Annotated in this window: 11 protein-coding genes; 5 read left to right on the plus strand and 6 right to left on the minus strand. The window is 61.6% G+C overall.

Going from position 1 to position 12,846, the window contains the following annotated elements:
* Positions 1 to 89 precede the first annotated feature (89 nt).
* Together ubiE and ubiB are read left to right on the plus strand one after the other, a co-directional pair.
* Positions 90 to 839 (plus strand): bifunctional demethylmenaquinone methyltransferase/2-methoxy-6-polyprenyl-1,4-benzoquinol methylase UbiE, encoded by a 750-nt coding sequence (ubiE, locus tag OA90_RS07180; protein WP_208986029.1) that lies wholly within the window; start codon positions 90 to 92, stop codon positions 837 to 839.
* A 3-nt stretch (positions 840 to 842) separates the two neighbouring features.
* Positions 843 to 2,426, plus strand: a complete 1,584-nt coding sequence (gene ubiB / locus OA90_RS07185; RefSeq protein ID WP_068408970.1) for a 2-polyprenylphenol 6-hydroxylase — start codon at positions 843 to 845, stop codon at positions 2,424 to 2,426.
* A gap of 39 nt (positions 2,427 to 2,465) precedes the next feature.
* Here ubiB and OA90_RS07190 read toward each other — a convergent pair whose 3' ends face one another.
* From OA90_RS07190 to OA90_RS07200, 3 genes are all read right to left on the minus strand, one after another.
* On the minus strand, positions 2,466 to 3,260 hold the full coding sequence (locus tag OA90_RS07190) for an ATP-binding cassette domain-containing protein (RefSeq protein WP_068408971.1): 795 nt from the start codon (positions 3,258 to 3,260) through the stop codon (positions 2,466 to 2,468).
* A 1-nt stretch (position 3,261) separates the two neighbouring features.
* The gene (locus tag OA90_RS07195; RefSeq protein WP_068408972.1) at positions 3,262 to 4,386 is read right to left on the minus strand and encodes an ABC transporter permease; all 1,125 of its coding nucleotides are present in this window, start codon (positions 4,384 to 4,386) and stop codon (positions 3,262 to 3,264) included.
* A 73-nt stretch (positions 4,387 to 4,459) separates the two neighbouring features.
* Entirely contained in the window at positions 4,460 to 5,401 is a 942-nt protein-coding gene (locus tag OA90_RS07200) for a sugar ABC transporter substrate-binding protein (protein ID WP_244274566.1), read from the minus strand.
* Between the two features lie 192 nt (positions 5,402 to 5,593).
* Between OA90_RS07200 and OA90_RS07205 the strand changes: the two genes are divergently transcribed.
* Positions 5,594 to 6,595, plus strand: a complete 1,002-nt coding sequence (locus OA90_RS07205) for a LacI family DNA-binding transcriptional regulator (protein ID WP_068408974.1) — start codon at positions 5,594 to 5,596, stop codon at positions 6,593 to 6,595.
* Between the two features lie 59 nt (positions 6,596 to 6,654).
* Here OA90_RS07205 and OA90_RS07210 read toward each other — a convergent pair whose 3' ends face one another.
* The 3 genes from OA90_RS07210 to OA90_RS07220 are packed head-to-tail and all read right to left on the minus strand — an operon-like array spanning position 6,655 to position 9,864.
* The gene (locus OA90_RS07210) at positions 6,655 to 7,788 is read right to left on the minus strand and encodes a Gfo/Idh/MocA family oxidoreductase (protein WP_068408975.1); all 1,134 of its coding nucleotides are present in this window, start codon (positions 7,786 to 7,788) and stop codon (positions 6,655 to 6,657) included.
* A 60-nt stretch (positions 7,789 to 7,848) separates the two neighbouring features.
* On the minus strand, positions 7,849 to 8,739 hold the full coding sequence (locus tag OA90_RS07215; protein ID WP_068408976.1) for a TIM barrel protein: 891 nt from the start codon (positions 8,737 to 8,739) through the stop codon (positions 7,849 to 7,851).
* A 21-nt stretch (positions 8,740 to 8,760) separates the two neighbouring features.
* Complete coding sequence (locus OA90_RS07220) at positions 8,761 to 9,864, minus strand: Gfo/Idh/MocA family oxidoreductase (RefSeq protein ID WP_068408977.1); 1,104 nt, start codon at positions 9,862 to 9,864, stop codon at positions 8,761 to 8,763.
* Positions 9,865 to 9,984: 120 nt separating this feature from the next.
* Here OA90_RS07220 and iolD point away from each other — a divergent pair, with 120 nt between their 5' ends.
* A complete protein-coding gene (iolD, locus tag OA90_RS07225) occupies positions 9,985 to 11,856 on the plus strand; it encodes a 3D-(3,5/4)-trihydroxycyclohexane-1,2-dione acylhydrolase (decyclizing) (protein WP_068408978.1) in 1,872 nt (623 codons plus the stop codon).
* Positions 11,856 to 12,836 (plus strand): 5-dehydro-2-deoxygluconokinase, encoded by a 981-nt coding sequence (gene iolC, locus OA90_RS07230; protein ID WP_068408979.1) that lies wholly within the window; start codon positions 11,856 to 11,858, stop codon positions 12,834 to 12,836. Before iolD ends, iolC begins: the two co-directional genes overlap by 1 nt.
* The last annotated feature ends 10 nt before the right edge of the window (positions 12,837 to 12,846 follow it).

Genomic DNA, 12,846 nt, shown 5'->3' on the forward strand with positions numbered 1-12,846 from the left:
CAGCAACGCGCAAAAGTTGACCTTGGAGGCGCTTCATGACGCAGCAGGCACACGGGCAGACCGGGACATCCAGCCGTTCGCCGGAAGACATGCCGACCAGCTTCGGCTTTACCAGGGTTGACGAGGGTCGCAAACAGGCCCTGGTGGACGATGTCTTTCACAAGGTTGCCGAACGTTACGACCTGATGAACGACCTGATGTCCGGCGGTTTCCACAGGGTCTGGAAAGACGCGATGGTCTCGTATCTCGCGCCGCCGAAATCGGGAGCCAGGGGCTGGCGTCTTCTCGACGTGGCCGGTGGCACCGGCGATATCGCCACAAGGGTCGTGCGCCGGTCGGGCGAGACGGTCGAGGCCGTCGTCTGCGACATCAACGAATCCATGCTCGGCGTGGGCCGCGACCGGGCTGAAAAGGCCGGCCTTTCCAACCTGATCACGTTTTCTCAGGGCAACGCTGAAGAACTCCCGTATCCTGACAGGAGTTTCGACGCCTACACGATTGCCTTCGGTATCCGCAACGTGCCGGACATTCCCAAGGCACTCGGCGAGGCCTACCGCGTCCTGAAGCGGGGAGGGCGGTTCCTCTGCCTGGAATTCTCGGAAGTCGAGGTTCCGCTTCTCGACAAGGCTTATGATGCCTTTTCCTTCAAGGCGATTCCCGCGATCGGCAAGATGGTGACGGGAGACGGCGATCCCTATCAGTATCTGGTGGAATCGATCCGCAACTTCCCGAACCAGGAGCGGTTTGCCGAGATGATCCGCGAGGCCGGGTTCGAACGGGTCGGGTACCGCAACTATTCCGGCGGCATCGCCGCTCTGCATACCGGCTGGAAACTCTGATAGATGGCGCTTCCGGTCATGCCTTTTTTCCGTCTGATGCGGGCGGGATTTGTAATGGCGCGCGAGGGCGTCTTCGGTCTGGTCTCCCTTCCGGATCTTCCGGCGGGTCCCAGGTTCGTCATCGCCTCGGCGCGTCTGCTGGAACGCCGGGCGGTAAAGAACAAAAGCGCGGATCTGCGGCTCTCGAACGCCCTTAACAGGCTGGGCCCTTCCTACGTCAAACTCGGCCAGTTCCTTGCGACCCGCGCCGATGTGGTCGGCAAGGACGCCGCGCGTGAGCTTTCGGCGCTTCAGGACAGGTTGCCCGCCTTCGATCACGATGCTGCCCGCAGCGCCGTTGCCGAACAGCTGGGCCAGCCGGTGGAGGATATCTTCGCCGAGTTCGGAGAAGCGGTCGCGGCCGCGTCCATCGCGCAGGTGCACCCCGCTGTGATCCGCGACAGCGACGGCGAGGAGCGGCAAGTCGCCGTGAAGATCCTGCGCCCGGGCGTCGCGCGCCGCTTCCAGCGGGACCTGGAGAGCTTTTATCTGGTCGCCCGTCTGGCTGAACGGTTCCATGCGCCGTCCCGCCGTCTCAGGCCGGTCGCCGTTATCGACACGCTGGCGCAATCCGTCGCCATGGAGATGGATTTCCGCCTCGAGGCGGCTGCCCTGTCGGAAATGGCCGAGAATATCGCGAACGATCCGGGCTTCCGGGTGCCCGGCGTCGAATGGCTGCGCACCGCCAAGGGTGTGCTCACGATGGAGTGGATCGACGGCCGCAAGATGTCGGACGTTGACGGCATGCGGGAAGATGGCCACGACCTTGAAGCGCTGGGCGCAGCCGTTATCCAGAGCTTCCTGCGCCACACGCTGCGGGACGGCTTTTTTCACGCGGACATGCACCAGGGAAATCTGTTCGTGCAGGCAGACGGCACGCTTGTAGCCGTCGATTTCGGCATCGTCGGCCGCCTCAACAAGCGTGAGCGCCGCTTTCTGGCGGAGATCCTCTTCGGCTTCATCACCCGCAACTACAAGCGCGTCGCGGAAGTGCATTTCGAGGCCGGCTATGTGCCTGCCCATCAGGATGTCGACATGTTCGCCCAGGCGATCCGCGCCATCGGCGAGCCGATCCACGGGCATGACGCCAGCGAGATTTCCATGGCCCGGCTGCTCACCCAGCTGTTCGAGGTCACCGAACTCTTCGAAATGCGCACCCAGACCCAACTGCTCATGCTGCAGAAGACCATGGTCGTGGTCGAGGGCGTGGCTCGCTCGCTCAATCCGAACCTCGACATGTGGCGGACCGCCGAACCGGTTGTGGGAACCTGGATCAGGGAGAATCTCGGCCCGGCCGGCAAGCTCCGCGATGCGGGCGATGCGGTCTCTGCGCTGGCCCGCATCGCCAACGACATGCCGATCTTCGCCGACAGGATCGGCCGCATGTCCGAGGAACTGGAAAGAATGACCGCTTCCGGTCTGCGGTTCGACAGCAACACCGCCGAAGCCATAGGCAAGGCGGAAGCGCGCCACACCCGTTCGGGCAGGCTCGCGCTCTGGGTGATCGCCCTGTCACTTGGCGCCATTGCCGTGCATGTAATCTTCTAGGGCAGATGTGTGTATGGGGATCCTCGATCCCCATACACTTCAGACGGTGCCGCCCAGGCTGCCCTCGAGCGCGACCAGTTCCTGACCGCCCGCCATCAGATCCTGCAATTCTTCAGGTTCGATCTGGCCTCGTTGGGCGGTGCCCAGGGTCTTGCCCCGGTTCAGGACGGTGAAACGATCTCCGACAGCCATTGCGTGGCGCACGTTGTGAGTGATGAACACCACGGCAATGCCCTGTTTGCGCACCTTGTCGATGGTTGCCAGAACATTTGCGGTCTGCCGCACCCCGAGGGCCGACGTCGGTTCATCGAGAATCAGCACCTTGGCACCGAAGTGTACGGCGCGGGCGATGGCGACGGTCTGACGTTCGCCGCCGGACAAGGTGCCGACCGCCTGATCCGGGCCGCGAAGGTTGATGCCCATCTGGCTCATTTCCTCCATCGTCACCCGATCGGCATGCTTGCGGTCGAAGAACGATATGCCGGCGATTTTTTTGGTCGGCTCGTTCCCCATGAAGAAATTCCGCGCCACCGACATCAGCGGGATCATGGCCAGATCCTGATAGACGGTTGCGATACCGGCGGTGATCGCGTCGCGCGGATCCTCAAAGTGCATTTCATGGCCTTCAAAGAGGATTTCGCCCTTCGTCGGTTTGTGGACACCGCTCATGGTCTTGATGAAGGTGGACTTCCCCGCGCCATTGTCCCCCAGAAGACAGTGGCATTCACCGGGGAAGATATCGACGGACACGCCAGCCAGGGCGATGACGGAGCCGAAATGCTTTTCGATTCCTTTCATCTCGATGATGGGTGCGTGGGTGGTTCGGGAATTCATGTTACCGCTCCCCTGTGATTATGCGGCGAATATAGGTGTTCAGGATCACGGCGAGCAAAAGGATCACGCCGAGGAACACCCGGAACAGGGAGCTTTCTACACCGGCGAAGAACAGTCCCTGCTGAACGACACCGAAGATCAGCGCACCCAGCGCAGCCCCCAGAACGGATCCATAACCACCGGTCAGCAGGGCGCCGCCGATAACAACCGCAATGATTGCCTCGAATTCCTTCAGCAGCCCCCGATCCGCGCCCGCGGAGCCGAACTCCATGACCTGGCAGGTGGCGAAAACCGCTGCGCAGAAGGCTGTGAACGTGAACATGAGGATCTTAACCCTGTTCACCGGCACACCCACGTAGCGCGCGGCCTGCGCGTCACCGCCGGAAGCAAAGATCCAGTTGCCGAACTTGGTCTTGGTCAGCAGCACATGGCCGAAGACGATCAGAAATATCGCCCAGACAATCAGCATCGGGATCCCGTCGACGACCGGTTCGCCCTGCCTTGAGCCACGCTCGAACGTGGCGATGAGGTCGTGTTCACCGAGAAACTGGAAAAAGCCGGTCAGGACCTTGCCGCCGAAAAGCGGAGCCAGCCAATCGCCCTCGGCTTTCTCCCGGATACCGCCGATGATGGTCTTGTTCTCGAGAAGTTGCGGGAAATAGATCGTGAAACCGCGCAGGATGAACAGTGTCGCCAGCGTCACGATGAAGCTGGGCAGCCCGGTCCGCACCACGATCACGCCGTTGAGCGCCCCGATGGCGAGGCAAAGGACGAAAGCCACCATGATGGCCAGCCAGACAGGCCATCCGAGGGTCACAGAAAAAATTGCGATCATCATCCCGGCAAAGCCGATCATCGAACCGACCGACAGATCGAATTCGCCGGCGATCATCAGGAGGCAGGCACCCACGGCGATGATCATGAACTGCGCCGATACAGTCGACCAGTTCAGCACACCCTGGCTGTTGAACATGCCGCTATCGTGGGCAAACAGCAGAAAAAAGGTGAATACGGCGATCGTACCGCAAATCCCACCAAGTTCCGGCCGGATCAGGGCGCGCCGAAACGACGACATTTCCTTGACTCGTTCATCGGCAACAGGCTTTGGCTGCGTTGTCTCTGACATCGCTCGCGCTCCGTTTCTCGATTGGAAGAATTAAAAAAACGGAGACGCCCGCAATCGGGCGCCTCCTTAGAATTCAGCGGTATTCGCCGGCGAACTCTTCAACCTTGGTCAGCCCGTCAGCGGTGACGAAGCCGGGGCCAGAGTTGATATTGTTGCCCGGCAGAACGCCGTAGCGGTGGTAGTTGGTCAGGATGACAACCGGCATATAGGCCTGCAGGAAGGGCTGCTGATCGATGCCCCACTGGATGACACCGGACTTGATGCCTTTGACGATTTCATCGCCCAGGTCGAAAGTGCCGAAATAGATGTCACCGGCCATGCCGTTTTCGTTCAGCGCCTGCATGGTCGGACCCGCGGACACAGGACCCAGCGTCAGGATGCCGTCGGTTTCAGGGTGAGCCGACAGATAGGCCAGGACCTTGTTCTTGATTTCTGCCGGGTCGGTTCCGCTGTCCAGCATGGAATCGCCCAGATCGACACCGAGACCGTCGGCAAAGCCGCGGCAGCGTTCGCCGACCGTGGGCTGCTGGATGGCGTGGTTGACACACAGGAACGCGGTCACGCCGTCGCCCTTGGCGCGCGTACCGGCTGCAAGGCCGGCGTCATACTCGGGCTGACCGACATACATCAGGGCACCGACGTCACGGGCCTGTTCGGGTGTGCCGGTGTTCATGATGATCACGTCGATACCCGATGCGACGGCATCCTTGATCGGTCCCTGAAGCACGTCGTAGTCGGCAAGGGTGGTGATAAGACCGTTCGGCCCCGATGCGACAACCTGTTCGATGATCCGGGCCATGTCTGCCACGTCACCGGTCGGCGGGTTGCGGTATTCGACCTCGACATCCATCTGGTCGCCGGCAAGCGCGATGCCGTTCTTGATTGTGTTCCACCAGCTGTCGCTGTCAGGCGCGTGGCTGACCAGGACATATTTCTCCCCCTCGGCGGAGGCCGCGGTTGCCGCCATCAGCGGCACCGCCGCAACAGCTATCGCAAGTGCGGCTTTCTTGATCATTGAAGTCATGTAGTCCTCCCAGTTTTGACCAGAACTCTGGTCCGAAAACGGCGTTTGTCCGCCCTTCGTATTCCAGACAATCACATTCGGAAAATAATTGCAACCGGTTGCAAAAGACTTCGATGAGTGCCACCATGCGTTTTGATTAGCCAGATGATAAAAGGAGCCGGTCACGGGCGGGGATTTGTGAGCATGCCGAAGACTTTAAAGGATGTTGCTATTCGGGCGGGCGTTTCGCGGTCCGCGGTTTCGCGCACCTTCACCGATGGGGCTTCGGTTTCCGACAAGATGCGCCGCCGCGTCCAGAAGGCCGCCGCCGAACTTGGATACAGCCCGAACGCGCTTGCCTCGAGTCTGACAACAGGGCGGACAAAGCTGATCGGTCTTGTCTCCAACAACTTTCACAACCCGATCTTTCTGGAGGTTTTCGACCGGTTCACCCGTGCGTTGCAGGAAAAGGACCTGCGGCCGCTGCTGGTCAATCTGACCGACGAAACCGATCCGGCAAGTTCGGTGCGCATGCTGCGGCAATATTCGGTCGACGGTGTCGTCGTGGCCTCGTCGACATTGCCGCCGGGGTTTTCCAAGGCGTTTCGCGACGCAGGCATGCCGGTCGTGCACGCCTTTGGCCGCCCGACCAGCTCACCCGAAGTCCATGTCGTCGGCATCGACAATATCGAAAGCGGACGGATGGCCGCGCGCACGTTGATCGCGCGCGGATACGGTGACATCGGATTTCTTGGCGGTCCGGAGACGGCAACCTCCACGCAGGACAGGTTGCATGGATTTCTGGCGGAATTGGCGAATTGCCCGGACATTCGCGTCAGACATTCCTTTGCCGAGGCCTATTCGTTTGAGGCCGGCCGGCGCGAGATGTTGCGGTTGCTGGCGGACGATCCCGCACAGGCTTATTTCGGCGGTGACGACGTGCTGTCCATCGGCGCACTGTCCGCGATCGGCGAATGCAATCTGACCGTTCCGGGCGACATCGGCATCATCGGTTTGAACGACATGGAAATGGCAGCCTGGCAGAACATAAATCTGACCACCATCCGTCAGCCGATCCGTCACATCGTCGCCTCGTCCATCGAGTTGATGGCCGAAATGCTGAAGGACCCGGACCGGCTGCCCGAGTCCCGGATCTTTGCCTGCGAAATTGTCGAACGCGGCACCTTGCGTCCCCTGAAGGTCTAGAGCTTTTCCCGGTCAGATGTGCTTCCGAAAGCCGGGGCAAACCCGGCTTCCGGCTGTTTTCAGCGGAACATCGGCGGCCGGGCGTCCATCCACGCACCCTGGTTTTTCGCCGAAGCCACGGCAGTGTGCACTGCCGCCATCGACCGCACGCCTGCGGCAGCGTCCGGCAGGCCGTCGCGGACCTCGCCCCGGATCGCATCGGCCAGATCGCAATAGATGTTGGCCACCGCCAGCGGGAACCCTTCGGGATGCGCGATGGAAACGCGCGACAAACGTTGCGCGTCTGCGTGCAAGCCGCTCTCGCCCTTCTCGATGATCTGGGTGCGGCCGTCAACCGGTGTGTAGATCAGCTGGTTGGGCTGCTCGGAATGCCAGCGCAGGCCGCCGGTTTCGCCAAACACCTGGATATCGAAACCATGCTGGCGACCAATCGCAACCGATGACGTCCACAGTCGCCCGACCGTTCCGCCCGACAGGCGGAAATTGACCATCGCGTCATCCTCCAGCACGCGGCTGGGGATCGTCGATGCGAAATCGGCGGACAGTGTGGCGACTTCGTCGTTGCAGATGAAGCTGGCCATGTGAAGTGCATGAATGCCGCAATCCGCGAACTGGCCGGAAACTCCGGCCATCGCCGGATCATAGCGCCAGCGGACGCGGGGGTTGTCAGCATCTGCCGCATCGCCGTGATGGCCGTGGCTGAAATTGGTGACCACAAGGCGCACCTTGCCGATCTCGCCCGCCTGCACCATTGCCCGCGCCTGACGCACCATCGGATAGGCCGAGTAGCAATAGTTCACCGCGCAGATCTTTCCTGCGGCCTTGGCCACCTGGACGATCTCCTCACCTTCGTCGACCTGCATGGTCATCGGCTTTTCGCACAACACGTTGAACCCGGCCTCAAGGAAGGCTTTGGTGATCTCGAAATGCGTGGAGTTCGGTGTCGCCACCGTAACCAGATCCACCTTGTCGGCGCGGCCCCGTTCTCCAGCCAGCATTTCCTGCCAGTCGCCATAGGCCCGGTCCGCCGCCACACCAAGGCTCCGGGCATAGTTACGGCCTGCTTCCGCGCGGTGGTCCAGCGCGCCGGCGGTGAACTCGAAAAGCCCGTCGGCCTGTGCGCCCAGCCGGTGCGCCGGTCCAATCTGACTGCCCTCACCGCCGCCGATCATGCCCCATTTCAATTTTGCCATGTCTTTGCCTTTCCCGGCATTACTATGTTTGAAAGTCACCAACCAGATCCCGGCAGGCAGTCAGAATCCGATGGATTGCAGGTATTCGCGGTTGGCCCGCGCGTCCTCGAGCGGGGTGCCCGGCATGGTGGGGTCGCAGTCCTGCTCGACCGTGCACCAGCCTTCGAACCCGGCATCCAGAAGGCGTTGACGGACGGCGGGGAAATCCACGTCCCCCTGACCGAGATTACAGAAAATGCCTTGACCGCAGGCCTTGTAGAAGTCGGTGCGTTTGGCGACCACGTCGGCTTTGATCACCGGGTTTATGTCCTTGAAGTGCATGTAGGAGATGCGGTCCATGTGGCGATCCATGAAAGCCACCGGGTCAAACCCGGCATAGCTGTGATGGCCGGTGTCGAAACAGATCTTCAGGATGGTTTCATCGACCTCGTCCAGCAGGCGCTCGAGCTCCGGCTCGAAGTCCATGAAACCGGCGGCATGGGCGTGCATGCCGACGGTCAGGCCGTATTCCTCGGTGCCCATCCTGGCAATCGTTTCGATACGCTCGCGGAATGCGGTCCATTCTGCCGGCCCCATCTGTTCGGCCTCATCCGCCCGCCCGGCCGTCGGGGCGCGGCGGGGCGAGATGCTGTCGATCAGCACCAGATGCCTTGCACCATGCGCCACCAGCGCCTTGCAGGTGCGGCGGCTCGCGTCCAGGACTTCATCCCATTTCGCGGGATCATGGAAGGGGCGGAACACGACACCACCGATGATTTCCAGATTGCGTTCCGCCAGCGCGGGCGCAAGAATGGCGGGATTCTCGGGCATGTAACCGATGGGCCCGAGTTCGATTCCCTTGTATCCCGCGCCTGCGCACTGGTCCAGGACCGACTGCCATGTGGGATAGGAAGGGTCGCTTGGAAATTCGATGCCCCACGAACACGGGGCATTGCCAATGCGAATAGTCATTTTGCGTAGCCTTTCAGATGCTCAGAACGCCGCCACGTCCTGCCAGGTTTTCGATTCGCAAGATGCGAGGGCGGTGGCAACGATGCGGTTGACCTCCATCCCGTCGCGAAAGGTCGGCCAGACCGGCTTGCCTGTGTCGATGGCCGTCAGGAAATCCTTGGCCTCGATGATGATCTGGTCCTGGTAGCCGGTGCCGTGGCCCGGCCCCTGACAGAAGGGTTCGTAATCCGGATGCGCGGGGCCTGCCAGGATTTTGGTGAAGCCACGCGTCGCATCCGGGCCTTCCATACGATAGAGCCACAGGGCGTTCTGATCTTCCTGATCGAAGCGGATGGCGCCCTTTGTGCCGGAGATCTCGTAGGCATAACCCATCTTGCGTCCGGTCGAGATCCGGCTGAAATACATCTGCCCCATGGCGCCGTTTTCGAAGCGGCACATCATCTGGGCGTGATCGTCGTTGGTGACGCTGCCGCCGGGCCGCTCGGAGTGCACGGTTTCGACCTCGGCGATCAGGCGTGTGATCGGGCCGATCAGGGCCAGTGCGCCATTGATCATGTGTGGCGCCAGGTCCCCCATGGTGCCATTCGACATGCCCGTTGTGCGCCAGGTTGCGGGAGCCTGCGGGTCGGCGAGAAAATCTTCCGTGTGCTCGCCGCGAAACCATGTGACCTCGCCAATTTCGCCGTCCGTCACCAATTGGCGCGCAAAGCGGCTGGCGGGGGTGCGGATATAGTTGAAACCCACCATGTTGATGGCGCCGCTTGCCGTTGCGGCGGCCACCATCGCGCGGCTGTCGTCCAGCGAGGCGCCAAGCGGCTTTTCACAAAAGACCGGCTTGCCGAGGGCGAATGCGGCTTCGGCGGCGGCGCGATGCGTGTCTTGCGGTGACGCGATGATCACGGCTTCGACCCCGGGATCCCGGACAAGGTCGAGCCAGGACTCCGTGCACCGGGCAAAGCCATAGGCACGCCGGTATCGCTCGGCGCTTTCCATGCTGGTGGCGCAGATCATTTCCAGCCGGGGGCGGAGCGCGGTGTTGAACACGGCAGCAACGCTGGCCATGGCGACAGCGTGGGCCTTGCCCATGTAGCCGCCGCCGATGATTCCGATGCCGATGTCTTTCATTCAGCTTGCTCCCAACGGAAATATAATTTGCAACCGGTTGCAAACCTTGTATCTTGAGATTAGAAACCACGCAAGTTGCAATCGGTTCATGACCGGAAATTCCCAAGAGGGCCTGCCAAGATGAGCAAGGTAAGTGAAAAACTCCGCCTGACGACCTCGCAGGCGATCATTCGCTGGCTGTCCAATCAGTTCATCGAAATCGACGGAGAGGAACTGCGCGTCTGCGGCGGCGGCTTCGGCATTTTCGGTCATGGCAATGTGACTTGTCTGGGGGAGGCGCTGAATTCGGTTCGCGAGGAACTTCCGCTTTATCGCGGACAAAACGAGCAGAGCATGGGATTTGCCGCGGCGGGCTATGCAAAGCAATGGCTGCGCCAGCGGTTCATGTTCTGCACCGCGAGTGCCGGTCCGGGCACGTCGAATCTTTTGACCAGTGCGGCGCTGGCCCATGCAAACCGGCTGCCGATGCTGCTGTTGTGCGGCGATACCTATGCCACCCGGTTGCCTGACCCGGTGCTGCAGCAGATGGAGAACTTCGGCGACCCGACATTCGGGGTGAACGACGCCTTCAAGCCGGTGGTGCGCTACTGGGACCGGATCAATCATCCGGCGCAGATACTGTCCTCGCTTCCGAACGCTCTCGCGACCCTGCTGGATCCGTCGGATTGCGGACCTGCCTTCATCGGGTTGCCGCAGGACGTTCAGGGGTGGGCATATGACTATCCTGCCATCTGGTTCGAGAAGAAAGTGCACCGCATTCGCCGTCAGACCCCCGATATGGCAGAAATCGCGGATGCGGTGGCATTGCTGAAAACCGCCCGCAGGCCGATGATCATCGCCGGGGGCGGCGTGCAGTATTCCCGCGCTGTGGAAGAGCTGACCAGCTTTGCCGAGGCGCACCGGATACCTGTTGTCGAGACCATCGCGGGCCGCGCGAACATGCTGGCGACCCATCCGCTGAACATCGGGCCCATAGGGGTGACCGGGTCGAATTCCGCCAACGCCATAGCGGAGCAAGCCGATGTGATCCTCGCCGTGGGTACGCGATTGCAGGATTTCACCACCGGTTCGTGGACCGCCTTTTCCAGGGAGGCGCGCTTTATCTCGATCAACGCTGCGCGCCATGACGCGGTCAAGCACATGTCCCTGCCGGTTGTCGGCGATGCAAAACTGTCGCTCGAGGCTCTTGCGGCGGGTGCAGGAGGATATTCGGCGCCGGAAGCATGGGCTGCTGAAGCCAGGGGGCATCGCGCTGACTGGGATGCCTATGTGGCGCAAAACGTGGCGCCTGGGAACCGGCCCAATTCCTACGCGATGGCGATCGGCGTGGTGAACGATCTGTGTGACCCGCGCGACCGTGTGGTCGCCGCCGCCGGCGGGCTGCCGGCAGAGGTCACAGCCAACTGGCGCACGCTTGAACCGGGCACGGTGGATGTGGAATTCGGTTTCTCCTGCATGGGGTACGAGATTGCCGGCGCCTGGGGCGCGCGCATTGCCCAGACCCAGCGCGAGCCCGAACAGGACACCATCGTTTTCATCGGTGACGGCTCTTACATGATGTTGAATTCGGACGTTTATTCCTCCGTGCTCAGCCAGAAGAAACTCATCATTCTGGTGCTCGACAACGGCGGTTTTGCAGTGATCAACAAGCTGCAGAACAACACCGGCAACGAGAGTTTCAACAATCTGATCGCCGATTGCCCGACCATCCCCGAGCCGTTCGGCGTGGACTTCGAAGCCCATGCGCGCGCGCAGGGGGCAATCGCCGAAACCGTGGCGAACCCGGCCGAGTTGGGCGAGGCCTTCAAGCGTGCGAAGGCGGCTGAGAAAACCACTGTCATTTGCATGAAGGTGGACGCCTACGAAGGCTGGACCAAGGAAGGGCATACCTGGTGGGAATGCGGTACCCAGCAGGTCTCTGACGATCCGAAAGTCCGGGCGGCCCATGAAGACTGGGAATCCGCCCGTCCAAGGCAAAGGCAGGGTGTGTGATGCCCGATCTGGACCGCATGAAGGGCAACAGTTTTGTCATTCTCGGGCGCGCCGGGATGGACCTTTACGCCGACCCGCCCGGCACCAGGACCGAGGATGCAACACACTTCTTTACCTGCCTCGGAGGATCGTCAGCCAACATCGCCGCGGCCATCACCCGGCATGGCGGTCAGGCTGCGTTGGTCACCACGGTGTCGGATGATGCGATCGGGCGTTTTGCGCTCAAGCAACTCGATCTTTACGGCATCGAGCGAACCCATGTGAGGTCGGTCGGCGGCGAGGCGCGGAACTCCCTTGCCGTTGTGGAAAGCCGGGTCGAGGACCACCAGTCGGTGATTTATCGCAACGGGGCAGCCGATTTCGAAATGACCGTCGAGGATGTGGCGGCGGTTGACTACGGCAGCTATTCGGCGCTGATCACCACCGGCACGGTGTTTGCCGCCGAACCGTCGCGCAGTGCCACCTTCCACGCCTTCGATGCGGCCCGCGCGGCTGGCCTTCCGTTGATCTTCGACGTCGATTACCGGCCTTATTCCTGGCCCTCCGCGGAGGTTGCCGCGGACGTCTATTCCCGCGCCGCCGCGATGTGCGACATCATTGTCGGCAACGATGTCGAATTCGGGTTCATGGCGGGCGACTATGACAAGGGCCTGGACAAGGCCCGCGACCTGGTCGCCACCACTGCCCGGATCGTTGTCTACAAGATGGGTGAGGAAGGTGCGATCACGCTGACCCCCGAAGGTGAATTCCGAACCGGCATTTATCCCGTGACGGCCCTGAAGCCCACCGGTGCAGGCGACAGTTTCATGGGCGGGTTCATTGCGGGCCTCGCCGACGGACGTGACTTGCGCGATGCGGTTCTGCGCGGCTCTGCCTGCGCTTCGATCGTCGTCAGCCGTGTCGGCTGCGCGCCTGCCATGCCCACACCCGCCGAGCTTGAGGATTTCCTGTCCACGCACCCCGGCCCCACAACAGCCTAAAAGGGAAGAA

The organism is Labrenzia sp. OB1, assembly GCF_001624695.1.
Classification (GTDB): Bacteria; Pseudomonadota; Alphaproteobacteria; order Rhizobiales; family Stappiaceae; genus Roseibium.